At 68.0% G+C, this 25,642-nt stretch carries 17 protein-coding genes; 13 read left to right on the forward strand and 4 right to left on the reverse strand.

Translation table 11 applies throughout. From position 1 onward, the window contains the following. The first annotated feature begins 1 nt into the window (after nucleotide 1). The 5 genes from puuE (at nucleotide 2) to ACI7BZ_RS07805 (ending at nucleotide 7,282) form a co-directional block, all read left to right on the forward strand. Complete coding sequence (gene puuE, locus ACI7BZ_RS07785; protein ID WP_414116584.1) at nucleotides 2–1,465, forward strand: allantoinase PuuE; 1,464 nt, start codon at nucleotides 2–4, stop codon at nucleotides 1,463–1,465. Continuing rightward, nucleotides 1,462–2,754, forward strand: coding sequence for an allantoate amidohydrolase (locus ACI7BZ_RS07790; protein ID WP_414116585.1), 1,293 nt, complete (start codon nucleotides 1,462–1,464; stop codon nucleotides 2,752–2,754). The genes puuE and ACI7BZ_RS07790 overlap by 4 nt, the downstream gene beginning before the upstream one ends. A gap of 358 nt (nucleotides 2,755–3,112) precedes the next feature. Beyond that, nucleotides 3,113–3,388 carry a CtrA inhibitor SciP gene (gene sciP / locus ACI7BZ_RS07795; RefSeq protein ID WP_012113328.1) on the forward strand — a complete coding sequence of 92 codons (276 nt, stop codon included), beginning with the start codon at nucleotides 3,113–3,115 and terminating at the stop codon, nucleotides 3,386–3,388. Then, nucleotides 3,300–4,514 (forward strand): HlyD family type I secretion periplasmic adaptor subunit, encoded by a 1,215-nt coding sequence (locus ACI7BZ_RS07800; RefSeq protein WP_414116586.1) that lies wholly within the window; start codon nucleotides 3,300–3,302, stop codon nucleotides 4,512–4,514. Before sciP ends, ACI7BZ_RS07800 begins: the two co-directional genes overlap by 89 nt. Before the next feature lie 1,091 nt (nucleotides 4,515–5,605). After that, the gene (locus tag ACI7BZ_RS07805; RefSeq protein WP_414116587.1) at nucleotides 5,606–7,282 is read left to right on the forward strand and encodes an SPM autocatalytic domain-containing protein; all 1,677 of its coding nucleotides are present in this window, start codon (nucleotides 5,606–5,608) and stop codon (nucleotides 7,280–7,282) included. Between the two features lie 4 nt (nucleotides 7,283–7,286). On the opposite strand, the gene ACI7BZ_RS07810 is transcribed toward ACI7BZ_RS07805, so the two are convergent. The 3 genes from ACI7BZ_RS07810 to ACI7BZ_RS07820 form a co-directional block, all read right to left on the reverse strand. Continuing rightward, nucleotides 7,287–9,959, reverse strand: a complete 2,673-nt coding sequence (locus ACI7BZ_RS07810) for a bifunctional diguanylate cyclase/phosphodiesterase (RefSeq protein ID WP_414116588.1) — start codon at nucleotides 9,957–9,959, stop codon at nucleotides 7,287–7,289. A gap of 29 nt (nucleotides 9,960–9,988) precedes the next feature. Next, nucleotides 9,989–11,089, reverse strand: a complete 1,101-nt coding sequence (locus tag ACI7BZ_RS07815; protein WP_414116589.1) for a TRAP transporter substrate-binding protein — start codon at nucleotides 11,087–11,089, stop codon at nucleotides 9,989–9,991. Nucleotides 11,090–11,284: 195 nt separating this feature from the next. Continuing rightward, complete coding sequence (locus ACI7BZ_RS07820) at nucleotides 11,285–12,907, reverse strand: ABC-F family ATP-binding cassette domain-containing protein (RefSeq protein ID WP_414116590.1); 1,623 nt, start codon at nucleotides 12,905–12,907, stop codon at nucleotides 11,285–11,287. Between the two features lie 249 nt (nucleotides 12,908–13,156). Here ACI7BZ_RS07820 and ACI7BZ_RS07825 point away from each other — a divergent pair, with 249 nt between their 5' ends. The 8 genes from ACI7BZ_RS07825 to ACI7BZ_RS07860 all read left to right on the forward strand — a co-directional run bounded on the left by ACI7BZ_RS07825 (nucleotide 13,157) and on the right by ACI7BZ_RS07860 (nucleotide 23,779). Then, entirely contained in the window at nucleotides 13,157–16,162 is a 3,006-nt protein-coding gene (locus ACI7BZ_RS07825) for a DNA translocase FtsK (RefSeq protein WP_414116591.1), read from the forward strand. A gap of 172 nt (nucleotides 16,163–16,334) precedes the next feature. Then, nucleotides 16,335–16,613 carry a transcriptional regulator gene (locus ACI7BZ_RS07830; protein ID WP_414116592.1) on the forward strand — a complete coding sequence of 93 codons (279 nt, stop codon included), beginning with the start codon at nucleotides 16,335–16,337 and terminating at the stop codon, nucleotides 16,611–16,613. A gap of 3 nt (nucleotides 16,614–16,616) precedes the next feature. Then, the gene (gene hyfB, locus ACI7BZ_RS07835) at nucleotides 16,617–18,674 is read left to right on the forward strand and encodes a hydrogenase 4 subunit B (RefSeq protein WP_414116593.1); all 2,058 of its coding nucleotides are present in this window, start codon (nucleotides 16,617–16,619) and stop codon (nucleotides 18,672–18,674) included. Then, the gene (locus ACI7BZ_RS07840) at nucleotides 18,665–19,618 is read left to right on the forward strand and encodes a respiratory chain complex I subunit 1 family protein (RefSeq protein WP_414116594.1); all 954 of its coding nucleotides are present in this window, start codon (nucleotides 18,665–18,667) and stop codon (nucleotides 19,616–19,618) included. Before hyfB ends, ACI7BZ_RS07840 begins: the two co-directional genes overlap by 10 nt. Before the next feature lie 3 nt (nucleotides 19,619–19,621). After that, nucleotides 19,622–20,299, forward strand: coding sequence for a hydrogenase-4 component E (locus ACI7BZ_RS07845; RefSeq protein ID WP_414116595.1), 678 nt, complete (start codon nucleotides 19,622–19,624; stop codon nucleotides 20,297–20,299). A gap of 2 nt (nucleotides 20,300–20,301) precedes the next feature. Then, nucleotides 20,302–21,744 (forward strand): hydrogenase 4 subunit F, encoded by a 1,443-nt coding sequence (locus ACI7BZ_RS07850; protein WP_414119114.1) that lies wholly within the window; start codon nucleotides 20,302–20,304, stop codon nucleotides 21,742–21,744. Between the two features lie 8 nt (nucleotides 21,745–21,752). After that, complete coding sequence (locus ACI7BZ_RS07855; RefSeq protein WP_414116596.1) at nucleotides 21,753–23,258, forward strand: hydrogenase large subunit; 1,506 nt, start codon at nucleotides 21,753–21,755, stop codon at nucleotides 23,256–23,258. 8 nt (nucleotides 23,259–23,266) lie between these two features. After that, nucleotides 23,267–23,779, forward strand: coding sequence for an NADH-quinone oxidoreductase subunit B family protein (locus tag ACI7BZ_RS07860; protein WP_414116597.1), 513 nt, complete (start codon nucleotides 23,267–23,269; stop codon nucleotides 23,777–23,779). A gap of 148 nt (nucleotides 23,780–23,927) precedes the next feature. Here ACI7BZ_RS07860 and adh read toward each other — a convergent pair whose 3' ends face one another. Further along, nucleotides 23,928–25,448: an aldehyde dehydrogenase gene (gene adh / locus ACI7BZ_RS07865; RefSeq protein ID WP_414116598.1), complete on the reverse strand. Its 1,521-nt coding sequence runs from the start codon at nucleotides 25,446–25,448 to the stop codon at nucleotides 23,928–23,930. Nucleotides 25,449–25,642 lie beyond the last annotated feature (194 nt).

Raw genomic sequence — 25,642 nt, forward strand, 5'->3', positions numbered from 1 at the left:
CATGGCTCCCATCAACGCCGGCACCGCCAACGATCCCGTCACCGGGCGCCCCTATCCGCGCGACCTCGTGGGCTACGGCCGCACCCCGCCCCATCCCCGCTGGCCGGGGGAGGCGCGCATCGCCGTGCAGTTCGTGGTGAATTACGAGGAGGGCGGCGAAAATTCCGTGCTCCATGGCGACAATGCCTCGGAGGCCTTTCTCTCCGAGATCATCGGCGCCGTGCCCTGGCCCCGCCAGCGGCACATGAACATGGAATCCATCTACGAATATGGCGCGCGGGCCGGCTTCTGGCGGCTGCATCGCCTGTTCACCGAGCGCGCCCTGCCGGTCACGGTGTTCGGCGTCGCCACCGCGCTGGCGCGCAATCCGGCCGCCGTGGCGGCCATGGGCGAAGCCGGCTGGGAGATCGCCAGCCACGGCTACAAATGGCTGGAATACAAGGACTTCACCCGCGAGGACGAGCGCGCCCACATCGAGGAGGCGGTTCGCCTGCACCAGGAGGTCACCGGCGCGCGCCCCCTGGGCTTCTACCAGGGCCGCTCCGCCGAGCACACGGTTCCGCTGGTGATGGAGGAGGGCGGCTTCCTCTATTGCGCCGACAGCTATGCCGATGATCTGCCTTACTGGATCTTCGGGCCGAAGGGTCCGCAGCTGGTGGTGCCCTACACGCTGGACGCCAACGACATGCGCTTCTCGGTGGCGGCAGGCTTCGGCTCGGGCACCGAATTCTACGACTACCTGAAGGACAGCTTCGACCTTCTCTATGCCGAGGGCGCCACCGCGCCGAAGATGCTCTCCATCGGCCTGCACCCGCGCCTGGCGGGCCGGCCGGGCCGGGCGGCGGCGCTGGCCCGCTTCCTCGATTACATCGCCGGCCATGACAAGGTGTGGGTGGCGCGGCGGCTGGACATCGCCCGCCACTGGATCGCCCATCACCCGCCGCCGGGGGGCTACCGGCCCTCGTTTCTGCCCCGCGGGCTGTTCGTGGAGCGGTTCGGCGGCGTCTACGAGCATTCCCCCTGGATCGCCGAGGCCGCCTACGACGCCGGCCTCACCACCCGCGAGGATACGGCGGAAGGGCTGAATGCGGCGCTTTCGGCGGTGCTGCGCGCCGCCTCGCCCGAGCGGCAGATGGGCGTCATCCACGCCCATCCCGACCTCGCCGGCAAGCTCGCCGAGGCCAGGCTGCTCACCGCCTCCTCCGCCGCCGAGCAGGCCTCGGCCGGCCTCGACCAGCTCACGGCGCAGGAAAAGGCGCAGTTCACGGCGCTCAACGACGCCTACAAGGCGCGGTTCGGCTTCGTCTTCATCATGGCCATCCGCGGGCGCAGCCGGGCCGAGATTCTCGCCGGCTTCGAGCGGCGGCTCGCCCATGACCGCGACGCGGAAGTGGCCGAAGCCCTCACCCAGATCGAGCGCATCGCCCGGCTCCGGCTCGACCAGATGCTGCCGGAGGCCCCATGAACAAGGTGTGTCCCGTGCCCCAAGCTGCCGCAGCCCCCACCCTTGCGCCCCTCGACGGCGACACCATCACTGCCCGGCTCAAGGAGCTGGCCGCCTTCACCGACGTGCCGGGGGAACTGACCCGCCTCACCCTCACCCCCGCCCACAAGAGGGCGGCGGCGCAGGTGTCGTTCTGGATGCGCGAAGCCGGCCTCACCCAGGTGCACATGGACGGCACCGGCGCCATCGTCGGCCGCTACCCGGCGGACCGGGCCGATGCGAGGACGCTGCTCATCGGCTCCCATATCGACACGGTGCGCAACGCCGGCATCTATGACGGCAACCTGGGGGTGATGACCGCCATTGCCGCGGTGGAGGCGCTCCATTCCCAGGGCGTCCGCCTGCCCTTCGCCATCGAGGTGGCGGCCTTCGCCGACGAAGAGGGGGTGCGCTTCCTCTCCACCCTCACCTCCTCCCGGGCCATGGCCGGCACCTTCGATGCCAGGAGCTTGGACGACGTGGACCAGAGCGGCATCTCCCGCATGGAGGCCCTGCGCTCGTTCGGCGCGCCGGCCGATCGCATCGCCCAGTGCCGGCGGGACCCGGCCGATACCCTCGGCTATGTGGAGGTGCATATCGAGCAGGGGCCGGTGCTGGAGACGGCGGGCGCGCCCCTGGGCATCGTCACCGGCATCGCCGGGGCCTCGCGCGGGCATGTGCGCATCCGCGGCGAGGCGGGCCATTCCGGCACCCTGCCCATGCCCATGCGCCACGACGCCCTGGCCGCCGCCGCCGAGATGATCCTGGCCGTGGAAGCCCGCGGCGCTGCGGATGCGGACGCGCTGGTAGCCACCGTGGGCACGCTGCTCATCGCCGGCGGCGCGGTGAATGTGGTGCCCGGCGAGGTGCAATTCTCCCTCGACGTGCGCGCCCTGAACGACGAATTGCGCCACCGGGCGGTGGCGGACATCCGCGCTGCGGCGGCCGCCATAGCGGCCCGGCGCGGGGTGTCCGCGGTGGTGGATATCGGCCACGACGTGCCCGCCGCCTTGTGCCACGGCCCGCTCAAGGAGCGCATGGCGCAGGTGGTGGAGGGCCTGGGCCTGCCGGTGGTGCGCCTGCCCTCCGGGGCGGGGCACGACGCCATGGTGTTCCGCGACATCCTGCCCATGGCCATGCTGTTCGTGCGCTCGCGCAACGGCAGCCACAATCCGCGCGAGTATGCCGCCCCGGCCGATATCGGCCTTGCCGCCGCCGCGCTCTACGCTTTCCTGCTGAAGACCGCCGCGGAGATGGCGCCGCCCGCCTGAGCGCCGTTGCCGCCGCCGCGCCGCCGCGCCATCGACCCGGCCGGATCGGCCCCGAAACGCCCGGCCGCACGCCGGGCGGGGCCTTCGCGCGCCTTGATTCCCGTGCCGCGCCACCGGCTTGCGCCCGACCTTCCCGAAGGTGTGCAGGCACCTGTGCGCACGGGTCTACGCTCTACTTCAGTCGCCTTCTGTAAATTGCATTTTGCGAAAAATGTTCGCTGTCATTTACTTTTCAAAAACGCACCGTTCACCCGTTGTTAATACAAGTAAAAATCCTGTTCTTCTCGTGCCTTAGCAAAGTTTTCATCGGCGCCTGTCATCTTGTCTTGCGTTGAGACGAGTAACAGGTGGCGTAACGATGACCGATGCCTATCGGCCGAGGGTGAAGTACGTGATCGGGCCGGACGGCGGGCCGTTGACCATTGCCGACCTGCCGCCGCCAGATACGCGGCGCTGGGTCATCCGCCGCAAGGCGGAGGTGGTGGCGGCGGTGCGCGGCGGGCTGCTTTCCCTGGAAGAGGCGTGCAAGCGCTACACCCTTACCGTTGACGAATTTCTGTCCTGGCAGGCCTCCATCGACCGCCACGGGCTGCCCGGCCTGCGCACCACGCGCATCCAGCATTACCGGCAGTAGGCACGGGCCGAGGCTGGCGCCTTCCGCCGGCCTTCGCGGTTTCCCCGCGCTTGCGTTTCCCCGCGTTTCCCTTACAGCGGGGTCGGTCTTCCATGCCGAAACACACATCGCGCGCCTCACCGCCCTCCTCGCGGATGACGCCGGCGCTTTCTCCATACCGGCGGGGATCGACCCGGGAATCGCGGCGACCGCACGGCGGCAGATGGAGGAGCAGCGGGCCGAGCATGCCGCCAAGCTCGCCACGATCGACCGCCAGATCGCCCAGAAGCAGGCCGAGCGGCGCTCCGTGCAGGCGACCATCGCCAAGGGCGAGGCGATGCTGCCCATGCTGCGCGGGCAGTTCGAGATCCGCGAGACCCTGATGAAGAAGGGGTTCGGCACCAAGGTGCTCTATCTCCAGGCCCAGCAGCAGATGGTGGAGCAGGAGCAGCAACTTGTGGTGGATGGTCACCGGGAGCAGGAGACCGCCGAAGCCCTCGGTGCCCTGGAACGCCAGCGGGTGGAAGCCGATTCGGAATATCGCAAAGGTCTCCTCGCCGATCTCGCCAAGGCTCAGGTTGCCGCCTCCGAGCATGGCCAGGAGGCCGTGAAGGCGACCCAGCGCCGGGGCTACCAGACGCTCACCGCACCCGTGGACGGGACGGTGCAGCAGCTCTCCATTCACACCATCGGCGGCGTCGTCACACCGGCGCAGCAACTGCTTGTCATCGTGCCGAGGAACAGCCGCCTCGAGATCGAGGCCAACCTCGCCAACCGGGATGTGGGCTTCGTGCAGAGCGGGCAGGATGTGGAGGTGAAGGTGGAGGCCTTCTCCTTCACCCGCTACGGCCTGCTGCACGGAGCCGTGGACAGCGTGAGCCAGGACGCAGTCGTCTCAGACGCGCGGCTCGACCGGGCCAAGGAGGCGGATGCGCCGGCGGACGAGACCGAGCGCCAGGCGCGCCAGCCGGCTTATGTGGCGCGGATCTCGGTGCGCGAGGGCGGGATTGAGACGGAACAGGGGTGGAAGACGATCGAGCCGGGGATGGCGGTGACGGCTGAGATCAAGACGGGGCAGAGGCGGATCATTGAGTATCTGCTCTCGCCGCTGCTGAGGTGCAGGCATGATGCGGGGAGGGAGCGGTGAATTGAATGATAAATAGACAGGTCTATTAACGCAATTTAAGATATCAAATATCTGTTGATGTGGAAAATGTGACATGAAAGAACTGGAAAAATATACAACATACAGCCGAGTGCCGATAGCGATTTCATGCTTGGCAAATATAATATTTTTATCAATATCTGCTTATTTTTCAATTAATTCGTATGTCGAACACAGGGGGCGCATCTCGTCGGTTTCATTGGAGGGCGGTGATAAACATGTTCGAATCGAGCAGTACTTATTCGCCCCGTCGATAGTGTTATTGATTTTGACTGCAACATTATGTTGGCGTTTCTATCGGTGGACAAATTTCGCTGCACGATTCGACAGACAATTTGACCAGATAGATCGAAAAAATAAACAGTTCACGTATATAAATAGATTTTTTGTTATTAATGCGGTCATGGGTGGCTCCATTGTTTTTGGTGCATTCCTAACGGTCATATCGGTCCATCAAGCGCTTGCAATTAGGTAAAAACTCGTATCAGGATGAGAATCGAATGACAGACATATCTATATAAATTGGACAGGGAACGGCTATTTACTTGGGCACTGGGCCCATTGGCATCGCGCTTAACGCCGGAGGGCAGATTAATTTCACGCTCTCTTGGCCGATAGGTGTAACAATAGATGGATTTGCTTCCGGACAAATATCTTTAGGAGGAATTTCGTTTCAGGGTGGCATTGAGCTGGATACCTCAAGCATTATAAATTATAATTTCGCAGTAGGGGAAGGTGGTGTAATCGGGCGCATTAAGGGCGCCTCATATTTTGTCGGAGTGGGATTTACAAAAACAGATGGGCTTGGACTTGCAACAAGTGCGTCAACAAACTATTTCGAAACGCCCGAGAATGGAGGTGTTGTTGGCGCCAGTCGGGGATATAACTTATTTATTCCAATTGGAGATGTCGTTGACTCCATTGTATCCATAGCAGGTGCGGCGGACTTGCAGCAGTCTAATGACCACACTGTTCACCAAAATGAAAATTCAGAGTATTACGATATCGCAGACTATCCAGCTCCATCGGCGAGTGCGGCCCTCGAATCCGCAGCGGTGACCGCGGTATTAGGAATGACGGGCGGCGAGGTGATTGGCGCAGACGTTGTCAATCCGCTAGATGTGACCTATGCGAGCGCGGAACGGTCCGTCCTTTATCTCTCGTCATCCGACATGGACTTTCACATCAACGATATATACTCGTATAATGATCCAAATTCGTACTATTATAATTATCCCGATTATTCATCGTTTGATTACTTGTATAATTCCGATTTTTCCAACGTGGACATCAACGCCGGATATGGCTTCAGCTCGAACCCATATTATGCTTCGGACGCATATGGTTCCTCCCAAAATAGCTCTGCCGGATATCAGTACTACGGCTCCTTTGATTCATCGGCTGGCTACTATAGCGCCGGCGTCAGCTTCTCGTTCCCCGTCGTCCTCGACCTGAACGGCGACGGCATCAGCATCACCCAGCGCACGGCGTCCAACACCTATAGGGACGTCAACGGCGACGGCACCGAGCACCGCACCGCCTGGGCGGCCGCGGGCGATGGCGTGCTCGTCTACGACTATACCGGCACCGGGGATGTCGATTCCCCGCAGGCCTTCCAGTTCACCACCTGGGACCCGACCGCCACCAGCGACATGCAGGCGCTCGCGAATGTGTTCGACACCAACCAGAACGGCAAGCTCGATTCCGGCGATGCCCAGTGGTCGAGCTTCAAGGTGATGGTCACCAACACGGACGGCACGACCACGCTCAAGACCCTGGCGCAGCTCGGCATCACCTCCATCAACCTCAAGCCGGACAATACGCAGGCCGTTCTCGCCGACGGGTCCCAGATCCTCGGGTCCACCACCTTCACCAGGTCCGACGGATCGACCGGCACAGCGGCCGACGTCGTGCTCGCCTATGACAATGCCGGCTACCTCACCCAGAGCACCACGACGATCAATGGCGACGGCTCCACCTCCATCGACGTCAAGGCCTACAATGCGGATGGCAGCCTTGCGCAGGAGAGCGTCAGCACCACCAGCTCGAATGGCCTCACCCGCACGCTGAACCAGGACCGGGACGGCGACGGCATCTTCGAGGCGACCCAGACCCAGGCCATCGTCGTCAACGGCGACGGCAGCCGCACCACCACCGTCTCCGATACCAATGTGGTCGGTGCGCTGGTCGATCGCACGACCACCGTCCGCAGCGCCGACGGCAAGACGACCACCATCACCTACGACCTCGACGGCAACGGCATTACCGACCAGACCGAGAGCCGGGTGACCACCGCCAGCGGCACCACCGTCACCCTCATCGACCTTGCGCCCAACGGCACGACGATCATCGACAAGAGCGTGGTGACGACGACAGCCGATGGCCTCTCCAAGACCGTGCAGCAGGACCTGGACGGCAACAGCACCTGGGATGCGGTCCAGAGCGACGTCACCGTCGTGCAGGCCGACCAGAGCCGCGTGGAGACCATCCAGAACCGCTCGAACAACAACACCCTGCTCAGTGGCGAAGACATAGGTGTCCGTGCCGCCTCCTCCGGTGAGCGTGTCACTCCCGCCGCTGCACAGCAGAGCGCGATCATCGTCAACGGACTGTCGTCGAACACGGGGCCTTCAGGCGAGTTGGATATGGCCGTCGATCGCGACGACCTCTGGTTCGTCAAAAATGGAAACGACCTCGTCATCGACGTGCGCGGCACCTCCGAGCAGGTGACCATCAAATGCTGCCATTAAACATCTAAAATGACCGGAGCAATGCCGATTCGATGGTGTCGGCGGCGTTCAGGAAGGGCCGGGGGGCGCCGAGGAAATGGCCCTGCACCTCGGTGCAGCCGGCCTTGCGGGCCACCGTCAGCTGCTCGGCGGTTTCGATGCCCTCCGCCGTGGTGGTCATGCCCAGGCGGCAGGCGAGGGCGGCCACCGCTTCCACGATCGCCGCACTGTCCGATTGTTCCGTCATGTCCTGCACGAAAGACCGGTCGATCTTGATCTTGTCCAGCGGGAAGCGGAGCAGGTGGCTCAGGCTGGAATAGCCGGTGCCGAAATCGTCGAGCACGATGCGCACGCCCAGCGACCGCAGCCGCCGCAGCGCGTCCAGATTACGCGGATCATTGGTGAAGAGGGCCGTCTCGGTGATCTCCAGCTCCAGCCGCCCGGGCGCGATGGCGTTTTCGCGCAAGGCGTCGTCCACGGTGCTGACGATGTTGCCGAAGGCGAGCTGGACCGGGGAGAGGTTGATGGCCACCTTCAGGTGCGATGGCAGGGTGCGCGCGTCGATCAAAGCGCGGCGCACCACCCAGGCGCCGATCTCGGCGATCAGCCGGGTCTCCTCGGCCAGCGGAATGAAGGCCGCCGGATTGACGAGGCCGCGCCGGGGATGCCGCCAGCGCAACAGCGCCTCGAACCCGCACAGGTCGCCGGAGGCGAGCGTGTAGATGGGCTGGTAGACCAGCTCGAACTGGTGGCCGGTCATGGCGTGGCGCAAATCGGCTTCCATCTGCAGCCGGGCGTGGAGATGGGCATCCATCTCCGGCTCGAACACGCACACGGTGCCGCGGCCCGCCGCCTTCGCCTGGTAGAGGGCAAGGTCCGCCTGCTTCAACAGCGCGTCCGGGTCCGTATCCTGGTCGTCGGCCACCGCAATGCCGATGCTGACGCTGACGGCGATGGTGAGGCCCAGAATGGTGTAGGGCCGGCTCAGCTCCTCGATGATGCGCGCGCTCAGCCGTCCGGCCTCGTCCGGCTGCGCCGGCGCCATGCTGATGACGGCGAACTCGTCGCCGCTGAGCCGGGCGATGCTCGCAGGGTCCTGCACGCAGGCGCCGAGCCGGGCCGCCACGGCGCGCAGCAGCGCATCGCCCGCCGGATGGCCGAGGGTGTCGTTCACATCCTTGAAGCGATCAAGGTCCAGGTAGAGCAGCGCCGTCCGCATGCCCTGGTCCTGCGCCATGCACAAAGCGGCCTCGATGCGACCGCGGAACAGGACGCGGTTCGGCAGACCGGTCAGCTCGTCGTGGTGGGCCAGGTAGCGGATGCGGCTCTCCTGCTCCATCAGGGCCTCGTTCTGGCGCTGCGCCTCCTCGATGGCCTCCTTCGCCCGCGCATTGGCCTGGGCGAGGTCCGCAACCATGGTCTTGAGGGCGGTGATGTCGGTGCGGTTGCTGACGATGCCGCCGTCTGCCGTGTGCCGGTCCTTCATCAGCAGCCAGCGCCCGTCCGGCAGCCGACGTTCCCGGTCGCCGCGCCCCTTCATGTGCCAGGCGACGAAGGCTGTGACGAAGCCCTCCACATCGCTCGCCTCCTCGGGAAACTCCCCGGCCTCCACGCCCCGCCGCAGCACCTCCTCGAACCGCACGCCCGGGGTGATGAAGGGGGCGCTGGCGCCGGACAGGTCGCGGTAGCGCTGGTTGCAGGTGACGAGGCGGTCGTTCTCGTCCCACATGGCGAAGCCGTCCGACATGGCCTCCACCGCATTGGCGAGCACCGCGGCGGACCGCGCGCGCTCCGCTTCGGCCAGCTCCCGCTGCCGCAGGGCGAAGATGAGCGCGGCGGCGAAGGCGGTGACGAACATGCCGCCCAGGGCGGCGGCCACCACGGCCCGGTCGCGTCCCCGCCGGAAGTCGGCGAGGAGGGTGTGGCGGTCCACTGCGAGGATGACCCGGACATCCTGGTAGAGAGAGGCGCGCACGACGGCGATCTCCGTCACGCTGTCCGTTCTGGTGCTGAAGGCCTTGCCGTCGGGCGTCCGGCGGCCGAGGGCGCTGTCCCGGATCTGGCCGGTCTGGACCTCGTCGTGGGGCAGCGCCGCGATGAGCTGGCCGTTCGGCCGCTCAAGGAAGATGCGGACCCCCGGTGCGATGCCGGTTTCCGCGAGCAGGCCCATGAGGGTGGCCACCGGCACCTCGGCGATGGGGATGATGCCGTCCCAGCCGGGGGCGGCCCGGGCGATGTAGAGGGCCCAGTCGCCGGTGATGCGGTTGCGCACCGGGCCGAGCAGGGCGGTGGGCTCGCCGGCCACGTCGGAGGCCTCCACCGGCAGGCGGCGCTGGGCCGTGCGGGGGCGGGCGGAGGTGAGGATGGCGCTGTCCTCGGTGATGAGCAGCAGGTCGCGAAAGGCCAGGGTCTGGAAGCTGAGGCCGCGCAGGAGCTGGCCGGCCGCCTCGCGATCGTGCGGCGAGGCGCCGGCCGCCGCGAACAGGGTGGGCAGGCTTGCAAGGGCGCCGTTGACCTGAAGGAGCTGGCGGTTGAGCGCATTCTCCACTGCCAAAGCGGAGCGCTCCAGGGCGGTCTCCGCGACCGTGAGGGTGGCGCGTTCGGCGCGCTCGAGAAGAATGGCCGTTCCCGCTACCGTGATCACCAGAAGGAGCGCCGTTCCGACGATGATGATCAGCTTGAGGCGATGCCAGATCATTGGTCACCGTCAGCCGGGGTGCGCACGGCTCATTCCGCCGGAACGGTGATGGCGTGGAGGGGCGCGAGGTAGGCGTTCCACGCCTTGGCGCAGGCCGTGCCGCAGCGCTCGATCCAGCGTGGCAGAACCACCTGCGTCAGCAGCTGCCGGCGGCGCTCGGAATCGGCCGCGGAGGTGGGGACCGGCGCCATGGTCCGGGGTGGCTTGTCGGAGCAGGCGGCGGCTCCGGTATTGCAGGCAAGTCCCCGCGCGGTGTCGGCCGCGGCCTGTTCCCAGATGCGCTGCTCCAGGTCGAGGACGCCGCTGTGAATGGCGTCGCGCACGTCCGGCGGCAGCGACTGCCAGGCGGTGACATTGGCCCCGAAGAAGGATACGCCCCAGCTGACGGCCATGGTGTGGATGTGGGTGGTGAGAGCGGGGAGCCCGATCTCGTAGCCGCTCAGGGTTCCGGTGACGGCGCAATCGGCCACGCCGCCACGCAGGGCCGGGACGATTTCGGCGAACGGCAGCAGCACCGGAACCGCGCCGAGCGCCGACATCAGCTCGGACTGGCCCACCGAGGAGGTGCGGACCTTGCGCCCGGCAAGGTCGTCCAGGCCCCGGAACGGCCGGGCGCAGAACAGCACCTGCGCGGGATAGGTGTAGATGCCGAGCAGCTCGATGTCGTAGCGCTCGCGCAGCACCTGCCGCAGGTGCTCGCGGTACGCCTCCAGGGTGGCGCGCAGGGTGGCCATGTCGGGACTGAGCACCGGCAGGTCCACCGCATTCAGCTCCGGCTCGTCGCCGGCCACCACGGCCAGAAGGGCGGTGCCGAAGGGCACCACGCCGAGGCGCATGAGCTGCAGCATCTCCTGCCCCCGCAGGCCGCCGCCGTCGAGGGGTCGGATGGTGGCGGAGATGCGCCCGCCGGAGCGCTCCAGGATCTCCGAAGTCCAGAACGGCTGCTCGAAGCGGGTGTATTGGGAGACGCCCGCCAGCCCGCCGACGATCTGCAGGCGGATCGCGCCTTCGCCGCGCGCCGGCGTGCCAAGGATGCAGATAAAGACCGCGAATGCCGCCGCCAGGAGGTGTCCGAACAGACGCTCCTGCATGTCGGACGATGCGGTTCCCTCCCCCGAATTCAGCGCCATTTTACGGCCTTGCGGCTTTTTCCTTGTCCCCTGGAAGCATAAGCACGTTCGCGCCACAACGAAATGGTCAATCACGGGCTCGCGCAGGGCGCGCATCCTCCGCGCCACCGGGCAGCGACGGCCAGGCGCCCGCAGCGGGCCCGGGGGCGACGGGAGGGGCGAGGGCAGGATGCGGCCGGCGGGCTCCGGGGCCGCTCAGGTCCTCAGGCCGGGGGCTTCCTGGCCGGTGCGGGCCACATATTCCGTGTAGCCGCCGGCATATTGGTGGATGCCCTCCGGCGTCAGCTCCAGCACCCGGTTGGAGAGCGCGGCGAGGAAGTGCCGGTCGTGGGAGACAAACAGCATGGTGCCCTCATATTCCGCGAGGGCGGCGATGAGCATGTCCTTGGTGGCCATGTCGAGATGGTTGGTGGGCTCGTCCAGCACCAGGAAGTTGGGCGGGTCGAACAGCATCATCGCCATGACGAGGCGGGCCTTCTCGCCGCCCGAGAGCACCCGGCACCGCTTTTCCACATCATCGCCGGAAAAGCCGAAGCAGCCGGAAAGCGCCCGCAGCGAGCCCTGCCCGGCCTGGGGGAAGGTGTCCTCAAGCTGCTGGAACACGGTGCGCTCCCCGTCCAGCACCTCCATGGCGTGCTGGGCGAAATAGCCCATCTTCACGCTGCCCCCCAGCGCCACCGAGCCGGTATCGGGGTCGGTGCTGCCGGTCACCAGCTTCAGCAAGGTGGACTTGCCGGCGCCGTTGACGCCCATGACGCACCAGCGCTCGCGGCGGCGCACGTGGAAGTCGAGGCCGGCATAGATGGTGCGGCTGCCATAGGCCTTGTGCACATTCTTCAGGCTCACCACGTCTTCGCCGGAGCGCGGGGCCGGCGCGAACTCGAAGCTGACGGTCTGGCGGCGGCGGGGCGGCTCCACCCGGTCGATCTTCTCCAGCTTCTTCACCCGGCTCTGCACCTGCGCGGCGTGGGAGGCGCGGGCCTTGAACCGCTCGATGAACTGGATCTCCTTGGCCAGCATGGCCTGCTGGCGCTCGAACTGGGCCTGCTGCTGGCGGTCGGCCTGCGCCCGCTGCTGGGCGTAGAATTCGTAATTGCCGGAATAGGTGGTGAGGGCGCCGCCGTCGATCTCCACCACCTTGGTGACGATGCGGTTCATGAAGGCACGGTCGTGCGAGGTCATCATGAGGGCGCCGTCATAGCCCTTCAGGAAGGCCTCCAGCCAGATCAGGCTTTCAATGTCCAGGTGGTTGGAGGGCTCGTCCAGCAGCATCACGTCCGGGCGCATGAGCAGGATGCGGGCGAGGGCCACGCGCATCTTCCAGCCGCCGGAGAGCTTGCCCACGTCGCCGTCCATCATCTCCTGGCTGAAGCCGAGGCCGGCCAGCACCTCGGCCGCGCGGCCCTCCAGCGCATAGCCGCCCAGCTCCTCGAACCGGGCCTGGACCTCGCCGTAGCGCTCCACCAGCGCGTCCATCTCGTCGGCCCGGTCGGGATCGCCGAGGGCGGCCTCGATCTCCTTCAGTTCGGCGGCGACGACGCTGACCGGGCCGGCGCCGTCCATCACCTCGGAAAGGGAGCTGCGGCCGGCCATCTCGCCCACGTCCTGGCTGAAATAGCCGATGGTGACGCCGCGATCGACGGAGACCTGCCCCTCGTCGGGCAGTTCGCTGCCCGTGATCATGCGGAACAGGGTCGTCTTGCCGGCGCCGTTGGGGCCGACGAGGCCGACCTTCTCGCCCTTCAGCAGCGTGGCGGAGGCCTCGATGAAGACGATCTGCTTGCCGTTCTGCTTGCTGATGTTGTCGAGGCGAATCATGGGAGGCCGGGCTTGTGGGGGACGACGCGCGCCGGACTTAAGCCATGTGGCGCCGCAGCGAAAGAGCCCGCCCGGCCGCAGGTCCCTTCCGCCCCGGCTTGCGGCCGGGCCGGGGCATTGGTCGGGGAGGGGAGAAATCCATCCACAGGGATGGTATCATGAAACCTGTTCGCCGGGGCGCAAACGTCCCCTTAACGCGGCGGGTCTATCCCTCGGACAACGGCGCCGGCCCTGCGGATTTGGATCAAGATGTCTTCCTTCACCCGTCCCCCGCGATCCTTCGGATTTTCCCCCTACCCGGCGGACGATGACGCCTGGCCGGGGTTCGACGCGCCTGGCGGCCTTGCGCCGGAAAGCGCGCCCGGGGACGGCATCGCCCATGACGAGGCGCCCTTCGCCGAAGCCGGCGACATGGTCGTCGCCGCGACGCCGAGCCATTCCTGGCTGGATCTCGAACTCATCCCCAGCTGGCTGAGGCCGTTCACCCTCGACGCCAACACCCGCTTCACCCGGACGCCGGACCATTTCCTGCGTCCACGGGAGGCCGAGGTTGCCCCCGCCGCCACCGTGGACCTGTCCGGCCGGGGCTGGCATTTCGTGCTCGATCCGGCCGACGACGACAGCCTGCCGCCGCAGGACGCCGCCAGTCTTGCGCCGGACGCCGCCGGGACGGAGCCGGAGGCTTTTCCGGCCGCGCCCGCCCTTGCCGACGCTGTGGCCCCGCAGGTTGCAGCTCTGGCGGTGGCGGACTTGCTGGAGGAGGGGCCGGCCTCGGGCATGCTGCTGGCTGAATTTGCCGTGTCGGCAGACCCCATCCAGGCCACCGCGCCGGATGTGGCGTTCATCCCCGGCACGATGGAGATTTTGCCCGGCTCTGCCGATGCGCTCCCCGCTTTCCCCCGCGACGGGGAGGAGACGGCCGGGGCCGTTCCGGCAGACCCTGTTTTAGCGGCACTTGGCAGTGCTGGAGTCACGACGGCTGAAGCCTGGGTGCCTGAAGTCTCGATGCCCGAATTCACGGTCGCTGAAGTCCCGATGCCCGAAGCCTGCCCGCCCGAAGCCGCGATCACCGAGCCGCAGTTCTCGGAGGCCGCGCCTTGCGAAGCCGATGCGCCGCCAGCGCCGGTGGAGGGGGAGGCAGACCTCCCCGAGGCCCTGCGTGCCCTTGGTCGCCTGCTCCTCATCGGCCGGGACGCGGTTCCCCCGCCGGTCGCCGGCGAGCAGGACCTCGCGCCGTCGCATCCCGAGGTGTCGGCAGTATTCCCGCTCCCCGCCGATGCCCTTTGGCTGGAGCCGGCCGCGGACGAGCCGGAAAGCGATGCCGCCGAGGTGGCCGGCCCCGAGGCCATCGCGGCCGCCGACGAGGTGGCGCTCGTCAGCGCCGAGGCCGGGGTGATGACCGACGCCCTGGCCGGCCCCGACCGGTTCGGCGAAGACGCCCCCGAGGCCGCCCTCGATGGCGCCATGGACCCGGATGCGGACGAGTTTGCCGTGACCGATGCCGTCGGGGTCGATCCCGCTCCGGCCCTCGCCCCGTCCCCTGCCGGGGCGGCCGCCGCCGCTGCCGGGATCATGTGGCTGTCCTATCGCCAGAGCGTCACCGCGCGCTTCCTTCACGCCCCCGCCGCGCCTCCGGCACAGCCCGCCCCGGACGCCGGCGAGACGCCCCCCGCCGCTGTGGCGGAGCTGCCCGGCGCCCCGCCGGCCGAAGTGGGCGGCGAAGAGGCGTTCGAAAGCGGCTACGAGCTGCCGCCCCTCGACCTGCTGCGCGAACCGCCGGTGGTGGAGCCGGACTACGAGCTTTCCGAAGAATTCCTCGACCAGTCCTCCACCATGCTGCAGCAGGTGCTGCGTGATTTCGGCGTGCGCGGCGAGGTGATCGACGCCAATCCCGGCCCGGTGGTCACGCTCTATGAGTTCGAGCCGGCGCCGGGGGTGAAGTCCTCCCGCGTCATCGGCCTCTCGCCGGATATCGCCCGCTCCATGAGCGCGGTGTCGGCCCGCGTGGCGGTGGTGGAGGGGCGCAACGTCATCGGCATCGAGCTGCCCAACCGCCGGCGCGAGACCGTGTGGCTGCGCGAGCTTCTGGCCAGCCATGAATTTGCCGACACCCACCCCAAGCTGGGCCTGTGCCTGGGCAAGACCATCGGCGGCGTGCCGGTGATCGCGGACCTTGCCCGCATGCCGCATCTCCTGGTCGCCGGCACCACCGGATCGGGCAAGTCGGTGGCCATCAACACCATGATCCTGAGCCTGCTCTACCGGCACACGCCGGAGGCCTGCCGGCTCATCATGATCGACCCCAAGATGCTGGAGCTCAGTGTCTACGAAGGCATCCCCCACCTGCTCACCCCCGTGGTCACCGACCCCAAGAAGGCGATCATCGCGCTGAAATGGGCGGTGAAGGAGATGGAGGAGCGCTACAAGAAGATGAGCCGCCTCGCCGTGCGCAACATCGACGGCTTCAATGCGCGGGTGCGGGAGGCGGCGGAGAAGGGCGAGATCATCACCCGGCAGGTGCAGGTCGGGTTCGACCGGGAAACCGCGGAGGCCCTGTTCGAGGAACAGGAGATGGACCTCACGCCTTTGCCCTACATCGTCGTCATCGTGGACGAGATGGCCGACCTCATGATGGTGGCCGGCAAGGAGATTGAAGGGGCCATCCAGCGCCTGGCACAGATGGCCCGGGCGGCGGGCATCCATCTGGTGATGGCCACCCAGCGCCCGTCGGTGGATGTCATCACCGGCACCATCAAGGCCAATTTCCCCACCCGCATCTCGTTCCAGGTGACCTCGAAGATCGACAGCCGCACCATCCTCGGCGAAATGGGCGCCGAGACGCTGCTGGGGCAGGGCGACATGCTGTTCATGGCCGGCGGTGGCCGCATCACCCGCGTGCACGGGCCGTTCGTGTCCGACGGCGAGGTCGAGAAGGTGGTGGCCTTCCTGAAGGCCCAGGGCGGGCCGGACTATCTGGATGCCGTCATCCTCGACGAGGCGGAGGAGGCGGTGGAGGAGGACGAGGCGGTGTTCGACCGCTCCAGCCTCGCCGATGCCGGGGGCGATCTCTACGAGCAGGCGGTGGCCATCGTGATGCGCGACCGCAAGGCCTCCACCTCCTACATCCAGCGCCGGCTGCAGGTGGGCTACAACAAGGCGGCGAGCCTGATGGAGCGGATGGAAACCGAAGGCATCGTCGGCCCCGCCAACCACGCGGGCAAGCGCGAGATCCTGACCTTCTCGCGGCCGGATTGAACGGTGGCCCGCACGCCGGCCCGTCGTGGCCGCCGTGCGCCGCCCCTTGGCTCCGGTGCCCGGCTCCGGCGCGTGGCTACCTTTGTATGATGTTTAAGACATTACTAATGAGTGTTGAAATGTGATAATGTGAGGAGTAGGGTGCAAAAATAACGTTCCAGCCTCGGTTGCCATGATCACAGCCGCCCAGCTCCGTGCCGCCCGTGCCCTCCTGGGGCTCGACCAGCGCGCCCTTGCGGCTCTTGCCAGCCTGTCCCTGCCCACCATCCAGCGCATGGAGGCGAGCGACGGGGTGATCCGCGGCAATGTGGATTCGCTCATGAAACTGGTGGGCGCGCTGGAGGCGGCCGGGGTCGAGCTGATCGGCGACGGCACGGCCAGCGACGGCGGCGGACGGGGGGTGCGCCTGCGCGCGCCGGCTGCGTCCCGCGCCCCTGTGGCGGAGGACTAGGCCATGGTGCCCGGCCCCATCCCTGCAAGCCTTGCCGCATCGGTGCAGGTCATCGTGGCGCTGGGCTGCGTCGGCGCCTTCCTGGCGCTGGCGGGGGTGGGCATCGCCGGCGCGCGGCGGCCGGCCGGGCGGGTCCTGGTCTATGGCGGGGCCCTGGCGATCTGCCTCATTGCGGCGCTCTCGGCCCTCACCGCGCTGGCGGCGCCGGCGGGCGGGCTGGTGCTGCCCCTCGGCGTGCCGTGGATCGGCGCCCGCTTCCGCCTCGATGCGTTGAGCGCGGTGTTCCTCGTGGTCATCAACCTGGGGGGTGCGGCGGCGAGCCTCTACGGCCTCGGCTATGGCCGGCACGACCATGCGCCCCAGCGGGTGCTGCCCTTCTTCCCCGCCTTTCTCGCCGGCATGAACCTGGTGCCGCTGGCCGACGACGCCTACGGCTTCCTCTTGGCGTGGGAGTTCATGTCGCTGGCGTCCTGGGCCCTGGTGGTGGCGCACGACAAGGAGGCGGGCAATGTGCGCGCCGGCCTCGTCTATATCCTGATGGCCTCGTTCGGCACCCTGGCGCTGATGCTGGCCTTCGGGCTGCTGGCGGGGGGCGCGGCCGGCGGCTACGCCTTCGATGCCATGCGCGAGGCCGCGCGCGGGGCTCCGCCGTCGGTGCTGGCGGGGGCGCTGGTGCTGGCGCTGGCCATGATGGGGGCGGGCTCCAAGGCCGGCCTCGTGCCGCTCCACGTCTGGCTGCCGCTGGCCCATCCGGCGGCGCCGAGCCACGTGTCCGCCCTCATGAGCGGGGTCATGACCAAGGTGGCGGTCTATGGCTTCATCCGCATCGTCTTTGATCTCGCCGGCCCGCCGCAATGGTGGTTCGGCCTGCCGGTGCTCGCTGCCGGCGGCATCGCCGCGGTGACCGGGGTGCTGCAGGCGCTGCTGCAGAGCGACGTGAAGCGGGTGCTGGCCTACAGCACCATCGAGAATGTCGGCCTCATCTTCGTCGGCCTGGGCCTCGCTTTGGCCTTCGCGGCCAACGGCTTCGCCGACGCCGCGGCGCTGGCCTTCACCGCCGCCCTGTTCCATGTCTTCAACCATGCGGCCATGAAGGGCCTGCTGTTCTTCGGTGCCGGCGCCGTGCTCACCGCCACCGGCACGCGGCAGATGGGGGAGCTGGGTGGGCTCATCCACCGCATGCCCGTCACCAGCGTGGTGGTGCTGGTGGGGTGCGCCGCCATTGCGGCGCTGCCGCCGCTCAACGGCTTTGCCTCCGAATGGCTGGTGTTCCAAGCCATCCTCCTGAGCCCGGACCTGCCGGCCTGGGGCCTCAAGCTGATGGTGCCGGCGGTGGGCGCCCTGCTGGCGCTGGCGGCGGCGCTGGCGGCCGCCTGCTTCGTGCGTCTCTACGGCATCTCCTTCCTCGGCCGGCCGCGCAGCACCGCCGCCGCCGAGGCGCGGGAGGTGGACGGCTTCTCGCGCGCCGCAATGATCGCGCTCGCCGCCGTGTGCGTGCTGGCGGGGCTCCTGCCGGGCTTCGTCATCGACGCGCTCCAGCCGGCGGTGCAAGCCATCATCGGCCATCACATGCCGGCGCAAAGCTCCGTGGCCTGGCTGTCCATCATCCCGGTGGCCGAGAGCCGCAGCTCCTATAATGGTCTCCTGGTGTTCGTCTTCATCGCGGGGTCGGCGCTGGCGGCGGCCTTCATCATCCACCGTCTCGCCGCGCGCGGCGTGCGGCGGGCGCCGGCCTGGGACTGCGGCTTTCCCAATGCGGACCCGGCGACGCAATATTCGGCCGCCTCCTTCGCCCAGCCCATCCGCCGGGTGTTCGCGCGCACCCTGTTCGATGCCCGCGAGCGGGTGGAGATGCCGCCGCCCGGCGCGCTGACGCCGGCGCGGATCACGCTGAGCGCCCGCGACCCCGCCTGGGCCTTCCTGTTCCTGCCCCTCACCCGTGCGGTGGAATTCGTGGCGACACGCGCCAACACGCTGCAATTCCTCACCATCCGCCAGTATCTCGGCCTTGTTTTCGGCACCCTCGTCCTCCTGCTCGCGGTGCTGGCGCTATGGACCTGATGGCCAACCTCCTGGTGCAGGGCACCCAGATGCTTCTGGTGCTGGCCCTCGCCCCGCTGCTCACCGGCTTCGTGCGCAAGGTGAAGGCCCGCCTGCTGCGCCGGCGGGGGGCGTCCATGCTGCAGCCCTACCGCGATCTCGCCCGCCTGCTGCGCAAGGAGGTGGTGCTCGCCGAAAATGCCTCCTGGCTGTTCCGCGCCGTGCCCTATCTCGTCTTCGCCGCCACCTGGGTGGCGGCGGCGCTGGTGCCCACCTTCGCCACCGGCCTCATCTTCAGCTGGACCGCGGACCTCATCGCCATCACGGCCCTGCTCGGCTCGGCCCGCTTCTTCCTGGCGCTGGCCGGCATGGACGTGGGCACCAGCTTCGGCGGCCTGGGATCGAGCCGGGAGGTGATGATCTCGTCGCTGGCCGAGCCGGCGCTGATCATGATCGTCTTCTCCCTCGCCCTGGTGGCCCATTCCACCCAGCTTTCCACCGTGGCGGCGGTGATGCTGTCGGGCGTGGGGCTGCGGGTGTCGCTGGCGCTGGCGCTGGTGGCGCTGCTGCTGGTGGCGGTGGCCGAGAACGGGCGCATCCCCGTGGACAACCCCGCCACGCACCTGGAACTGACCATGGTGCATGAAGCCATGGTGCTGGAATATTCCGGCCGTCACCTCGCGCTCATCGAGCTGGCCGGGCAGATCAAGCTTCTCCTGTTCCTCTCGCTGGTGGCCTGCGTGTTCGTGCCCTGGGGCCTCGCGCCCGCGGGGGCGGGCCTGGGCGCCATGCTGGTGGGGGCGGCGAGCTATGCCGGCAAGCTGGCGGCGGGGGCCGTGCTGCTGGCGCTGTTCGAAACCTCCATCGCCAAGATGCGGGTGTTTCGCGTGCCCGATTTCCTCGGCGCCGCCCTCATGCTGGGGCTGCTGGGAACCCTGCTGCTGTTCGTGTCGGGGGTGCTCTGAGCCATGGACCACGCCATTCCCGCCAGCCTCGTCTTCGATGTGGCTCACCTGTTCGCCGGCGCCCTGGTGCTCATCAGCTTCATGCTGCTCTACCAGGACCGGCTCTATGCCCTGCTGAACGTGTTCGCCCTGCAGGCGGTGGCGCTGTCGCTGGCGGTGGCGTGGCAGGCGTTCACGCAGGACGCCCCGCACCTGTTTCTGACGGCGCTGATCGCCCTCGTCTTCAAGGCGCTCATCATCCCGCTGGCCCTGCATCGCATGGTCGCCCGCCTCGGCATCCACCGGGAGGTGGAGACGGTGGTCTCGGTGGGGCCCACCATGCTTGCGGGCATCGCTCTGGTGGCGCTGTCCATGGTGGTGATGCTCAAGGCCACCGCCACCGCCGATGCCCTCGCCCGCGAGGATCTCGCCTTCGCGCTTTCGGTGGTGCTGCTCGGCCTTCTGATGATGGTGACGCGGCGCAATGCGGTGAGCCAGGTGGTGGGCTTCATGTCGCTGGAGAACGGGCTCATCCTCGCCGCCACCGGGGCACGGGGCATGCCGCTGGTGGTGGAGATTTCGGTGGCCTTCTCGGTGCTCATCGCCTTCATCGTCATCGGCATCTTCCTGTTCCGCATCCGCGAGCGGTTCGACACCGTGGATGTGGACGTGCTCGACCGCTTCCGGGGAGGGCGCTGGTGACGATGCCTTCGCTCGATCCCGTCGCCTTCATCCTCGGCATCCCGGTGCTGGCGGCGGTGCTGCTGGCCTTCATGCCGTCCTACCGGATGGCCGCGCGGGTGAATGTTGCCGCCGCGGGGGCAACCTTCCTGTGCGCGCTCTTCCTCTTCACCGCGCCGCGGGTGCGCGGGCCGTTCATCATCGTGGACGACCTCAACATCGTGTTCGTGGTGCTGAATACCTTCGTGGCCTTCACCACCAGCATCTTCAGCGCCGGCTACATCGCCCACGAGCTGGAGATCGGGCGGCTCACGCCCCTGCACCTGCGCTTCTACCACGCCATGTACCAGGCGCTGCTGGCGGCCATGAACCTGGCGCTCGTGTCCAACAATCTCGGCGTCATGTGGGTGGCCATCGAGGTGGCGACCCTCACCACCGTGCTGATGGTGGGGCTCTACCGCACCGAGGCGGCCATCGAGGCGGCATGGAAATATTTCATGCTCGGCTCGGTGGGCATCGCCCTGGCCCTGTTCGGCACCATCCTGGTCTACATGGTGGCCCAGCCGGTGGTGGGCGAGGGCGCCCAAGGCATGATCTGGAGCGTGCTGATGCGCCGGGCGCGGGATTTCGACCCGGCGCTGCTCAATGTCGCCTTCGTCTTCCTGCTGCTGGGCTACGGCACCAAGGTGGGCCTCGTGCCGCTCCATGCCTGGCTGCCGGACGCCCATTCGGAAGGCCCGACCCCCATTTCCGCGGTGCTGTCGGGGCTGATGCTCAATGTGGCGCTTTATGCGGTGCTGCGCTTCAAGCTGCTGATGGCCGCCCACCCCGGCACCATCGCGCCCGGCCCGCTGATGATGGCCATGGGGCTGGCCTCGCTGCTGCTGGCCGGCTTCATGCTGTACCGCCGGCGCGACATCAAGCGGCTGTTCGCCTATTCGTCCATCGAGCATATGGGCATCATCGCCTTCGCCTTCGGCATCGGCGGCCCCGTCGCCAATTTCGCCGGGCTGCTGCACATGACCATGCACAGCCTCACCAAATCGGCCATCTTCTTCGCCGTGGGCCATATCTGCCAGGTGAAGGGCACCCAGGAACTGGGCCGCATCCATGGGCTCACCACCTCGCATCCCGCCCTCGGCTGGGGGCTGGTGGTGGGGGTCGCCGCCATTGCCGGCCTGCCCCCCTCGGGGGTGTTCCTGAGCGAGTTCCTTCTCGTCACCTCCACCTTCGCGCGGATGCCGGTGGTTGCGGTGCTGCTGGCGGCGGGGTTGCTGGTCGCGTTCGGCGCGCTGATGCTGAAGCTCTCCGGCATCGCCTTCGGCGCACCGAGTCCCGGCTCGGAGCCGGCGCACGGGAGCCTCCTGCCCATGATCGTCCACCTTGCCCTGGTGCTGGTGGCGGGGCTCTACCTGCCGCCGCCGCTGGTGGCCTGGTTCCGGCATATTGCCGGGCTTCTGGGTTAGGGGGCGGCATGCCGGGCCTCGACGAGATCTTCGCCAAAGCCTCCGCCGGCTGCCGTCCGTGGCCGCGGGTCCAGGTGTCCCGCGCCGAATGGGAAGCCCTCGGCGCCGAGCTTGCCGCCGGCCGGCTCGTGCTCATGGGCCTGTGGGGCGAGGCCGGCGCGGTGAGCATGGCGCTGCTGGACGAGGGCACGGCGCGCCTCGCCATCGCCACCTGCCCGTGCCCGGAGGGGCGCTTTGCCTCCATCGCGCGCCTGCATCCGCCCGCCGCGCGGCTGGAACGCACGGTGCGCGACCTCTACGGGCTGGAGCCGGAGGGCGCGCCCGACGCGCGCGCCTGGCTCGACCACGGCCGCTGGGGCGTGCGCCATCCGCTGGGGACGGGGGCGCCGGCGGCGGCGCAGGGCGAGGCCTATGCCTTCCTGCCGGCCGAGGGGGAGGGGCTGCACCAGATCCCGGTGGGGCCGGTCCATGCCGGTATCATCGAGCCCGGCCATTTCCGCTTTTCCGCTTATGGCGAAACGGTGGTGCGGCTGGAGCAGCGGCTCGGCTACGTGCACAAGGGCATCGAGCGCCTCATGCAGGGGCGCGATCCGGCCGCCGCCGCCCGCCTCGCCGCCCGCTACTCCGGCGACAGCACGGTGGCCTATGGCGTCGCCTTCTGCCGGGCCGTGGAGGCGGCGCAAAGCGTGGCGGTGCCGGAGCGCGCCCATGCCCTGCGCGGGCTGATGGCGGAGCTGGAGCGCCTCGCCAACCACCTCGGCGACATCGGCGCCATCTGCAACGACGCGGCCTTCGCCCTCATGCTGGCCCATTGCGGCGCGCTGCGCGAGCAGGTGCTGCGCACCGCCGCTCGGGCCTTCGGCCATCGCCTGATGATGGATGTGACGGTGCCCGGCGGGGTGGCCCGCGACCTTGCGGCAGACGGGGCGGCGGCCATCCGCGCCCTGGTGCAGCGGGTGCGAGCCGCCTTTCCGGCGCTGGTGGAGCTTTACGACAACACCGCCTCGCTGCAGGATCGCACCGTGGGCACGGGGGTGGCGCGGCCGGATTTCGTGCAGCAGTTCGGGGCCGGCGGCTTCGTGGGGCGCGCCTCCGGGCGGGGCTTCGATGCCCGCCGCAACCTGCCCTACGCGCCCTATGACCGCCTGCCCTTCGATGTGCCGGTGCGGCGCGACGCCGACGTGAACGCGCGGGTGTGGATCCGCATCCGCGAGGTGGAGGAGAGCCTCGGCCTGCTGGTGCGGCTTCTGGATACGCTGCCCGGCGGGGCGTTCGCCGCCGAGCTGCCGGGGCGCGGGGCGGGGGAGGGCGTGGCCGTGGTGGAAGGCTTCCGCGGCGACGTGCTGGCCTTCGTGGCGCTGGACAGCGACGGCCGGGTGCGGCGGGCGCACATGCGCGATCCGTCCTGGTTCCAGTGGCCGCTGCTGGAAGCCGCCATCGAGGGCAATATCGTCGCCGATTTCCCCTTGTGCAACAAATCCTTCAACTGCTCTTACTCGGGCGTGGACCTTTAGGGCCGGCGATGCGCAAGCTTCTTCTCCAGGGCCTCCTGAAGGCCCCGCTCACCGAGCCCGCCCCGGATGACGCGGCGGTGGCGAGGCTTGCCGCGGAGCTCGATGCGGCGGCCCGCTCCAGGCTCGGGCGCAGCCTCTCCATCCGCGAGGTGGATGCCGGCTCGTGCAACGGCTGCGAACTGGAAATCCACGCGCTGGGCAATGCCTTCTACGACCTGGAGCGCTTCGGCCTGCGCTTCGTCGCCTCGCCGCGCCATGCGGACGTGCTCTTGGTGACCGGCCCGGTGGCCAAGAACATGGCCGAGGCGCTGAAGCGCACCTTCGACGCCACCCCCGCCCCCAAATGGGTGGTGGCGGCCGGCGACTGCGCCATCAATGGCGGCGTTTTCGCGGGCAGCTATGCGGTGACGGACGGGGTTGCGGCCGTGATCCCGGTGGATCTGAGGATACCGGGCTGCCCGCCGACGCCGGTGGAGCTGCTGACGGGGCTGTTGGCGCTGGTGAGGGCGGGGGAGGGGTGAGCCTGCCCGCCGCCGGAGACCCGGGGGAAGCGGATCTCCGGTCGATGCGCATGCGGCCGGCCCTCCATCTCGCGGGTGATGAAGAAAGACCGGGGGCGGCGGCATCAGGCGTCCGCCACCCCCGGAAGGCCCCCGGGAGGGGGTGTGATCAGAAGAAGCCGAGCGCCTTCGGGCTGTAGCTCACCAGCAAATTCTTGGTCTGCTGGTAGTGGTCCAGCATCATCTTGTGGGTTTCGCGGCCGATGCCCGACTGCTTGTAGCCGCCGAACGCCGCATGGGCGGGGTAGGCGTGGTAGCAATTGGTCCACACGCGGCCGGCCTCGATCTCCCGGCCCATGCGATAGGCGCGCGAGCCGTCCCGCGTCCACACGCCGGCGCCGAGCCCGAACAGGGTGTCGTTGGCGATGTGGAGCGCCTCTTCCTCATCCTTGAAGGTGGTCACCGAGACGACCGGGCCGAAGATCTCCTCCTGGAAGATGCGCATGGAGTTGGTGCCGAGGAACACGGTGGGCTTCACATAGAAGCCGTCGGCAAGGTCGCCCTCCAGCATGTTGCGCTCGCCGCCGGCCAGCACCTGGGCCCCTTCCGCCCGGCCGATGTCGATGTAGGACAGGATCTTGTGCATCTGCTCGGAGGAGGCCTGCGCGCCGATCATGGTGGAGGGGTCCAGCGGCGAGCCCTGCCGGATGGCGGCGACGCGGGCCAGCGCCTTCTCCATGAAGCGGTCGAACATGCTCTCCTGCACCAGCGCGCGGCTGGGGCAGGTGCACACCTCGCCCTGGTTGAGGGCGAACATGACGAAGCCCTCCACCGCCTTGTCGAGGAAGTCGTCGTCCTTCGCCGCCACGTCGTCGAAGAAGATGTTGGGCGACTTGCCGCCCAGTTCCAGCGTCACCGGGATGAGGTTCTGCGAGGCATAGCCCATGATGAGCCGGCCGGTGCCGGTCTCGCCGGTGAAGGCGATCTTGGCGATGCGCGGCGAGGAGGCCAGCGGCTTGCCGGCCTCGATGCCGAAGCCGTTGACGATGTTGAGCACGCCCGGCGGCAGGAGGTCGCCCACGAGCTCGGCGAGCAGCAGGATGCTGGCCGGGGTCTGCTCGGCAGGCTTGAGCACCACGCAATTGCCGGCGGCGAGCGCGGGCGCCAGCTTCCAGACCGCCATCAGGATGGGGAAGTTCCACGGGATGATCTGGCCGACCACGCCCAGGGGCTCGTGATAATGATAGGCGACGGTATCGTGGTCGATCTCGGAGAGCGCGCCTTCCTGCGCCCGCACGCAGGCTGCGAAATAGCGGAAATGGTCGATGGCCAGCGGGATGTCGGCGAGGGTGGTCTCGCGGATCGGCTTGCCGTTGTCCCAGGTTTCGGCGCGGGCGAGGAGGTCGAGGTTGGCCTCCATGCGGTCGGCCATCTTCAGCAGCACCAAAGCGCGATCGGCGGCGGAAGTGCGGCCCCAGGCGCGCTTGGCTGCATGGGCGGCATCCAGCGCGCGCTCGATGTCGTCCGCGTCCGAGCGGGCGATCTCGCAGATCACCTTGCCGGTGACGGGCGAGATATTCTCGAAATAGCGGCCGTTCACCGGCTCCACGAAGGCGCCGCCGATGAAATTGCCGTAGCGCGGCTTGAAGGGGGAGACGTGGGCGCTTGAGAGAAAGGCAGGCTTGTTCATTATTCCCTCCCGTTACAGGTGCCGTCGCCGGGTGCACCCCATGTGCCAGTTTTCATCCGGCCATGGTGCCGGTGTATTTGCAGTGCGGGAAGATGCTGTCAGTAAATGCATTTATCCGCCGCCAGTGGCGCCCGGCAGGGCCGAGGCTGGACGGGCGGCGAATATTCATGCGAGACTGTCGCCCATAAGAACAA

It is taken from the genome of Xanthobacter sp. AM11 (assembly GCF_047444035.1).
GTDB lineage: Bacteria > Pseudomonadota > Alphaproteobacteria > Rhizobiales > Xanthobacteraceae > Xanthobacter.

What these genes read in the sequence shown, in the direction of transcription:
- ACI7BZ_RS07850 (WP_414119114.1), top strand. Translation starts at nt 20,302, where the DNA reads ATGCCTTCGCTCGATCCCGTCGCCTTCATCCTCGGCATCCCGGTGCTG.
- ACI7BZ_RS07810 (WP_414116588.1), bottom strand. Translation starts at nt 9,959, where the DNA reads ATGATCTGGCATCGCCTCAAGCTGATCATCATCGTCGGAACGGCGCTC.
- ACI7BZ_RS07845 (WP_414116595.1), top strand. Translation starts at nt 19,622, where the DNA reads ATGGACCACGCCATTCCCGCCAGCCTCGTCTTCGATGTGGCTCACCTG.
- ACI7BZ_RS07815 (WP_414116589.1), bottom strand. Translation starts at nt 11,089, where the DNA reads ATGGCGCTGAATTCGGGGGAGGGAACCGCATCGTCCGACATGCAGGAG.
- ACI7BZ_RS07855 (WP_414116596.1), top strand. Translation starts at nt 21,753, where the DNA reads ATGCCGGGCCTCGACGAGATCTTCGCCAAAGCCTCCGCCGGCTGCCGT.
- ACI7BZ_RS07790 (WP_414116585.1), top strand. Translation starts at nt 1,462, where the DNA reads ATGAACAAGGTGTGTCCCGTGCCCCAAGCTGCCGCAGCCCCCACCCTT.
- ACI7BZ_RS07840 (WP_414116594.1), top strand. Translation starts at nt 18,665, where the DNA reads ATGGACCTGATGGCCAACCTCCTGGTGCAGGGCACCCAGATGCTTCTG.
- ACI7BZ_RS07830 (WP_414116592.1), top strand. Translation starts at nt 16,335, where the DNA reads ATGATCACAGCCGCCCAGCTCCGTGCCGCCCGTGCCCTCCTGGGGCTC.
- ACI7BZ_RS07805 (WP_414116587.1), top strand. Translation starts at nt 5,606, where the DNA reads ATGACGGGCGGCGAGGTGATTGGCGCAGACGTTGTCAATCCGCTAGAT.
- puuE (WP_414116584.1), top strand. Translation starts at nt 2, where the DNA reads ATGGCTCCCATCAACGCCGGCACCGCCAACGATCCCGTCACCGGGCGC.
- adh (WP_414116598.1), bottom strand. Translation starts at nt 25,448, where the DNA reads ATGAACAAGCCTGCCTTTCTCTCAAGCGCCCACGTCTCCCCCTTCAAG.
- ACI7BZ_RS07825 (WP_414116591.1), top strand. Translation starts at nt 13,157, where the DNA reads ATGTCTTCCTTCACCCGTCCCCCGCGATCCTTCGGATTTTCCCCCTAC.
- hyfB (WP_414116593.1), top strand. Translation starts at nt 16,617, where the DNA reads ATGGTGCCCGGCCCCATCCCTGCAAGCCTTGCCGCATCGGTGCAGGTC.
- sciP (WP_012113328.1), top strand. Translation starts at nt 3,113, where the DNA reads ATGACCGATGCCTATCGGCCGAGGGTGAAGTACGTGATCGGGCCGGAC.
- ACI7BZ_RS07860 (WP_414116597.1), top strand. Translation starts at nt 23,267, where the DNA reads ATGCGCAAGCTTCTTCTCCAGGGCCTCCTGAAGGCCCCGCTCACCGAG.
- ACI7BZ_RS07820 (WP_414116590.1), bottom strand. Translation starts at nt 12,907, where the DNA reads ATGATTCGCCTCGACAACATCAGCAAGCAGAACGGCAAGCAGATCGTC.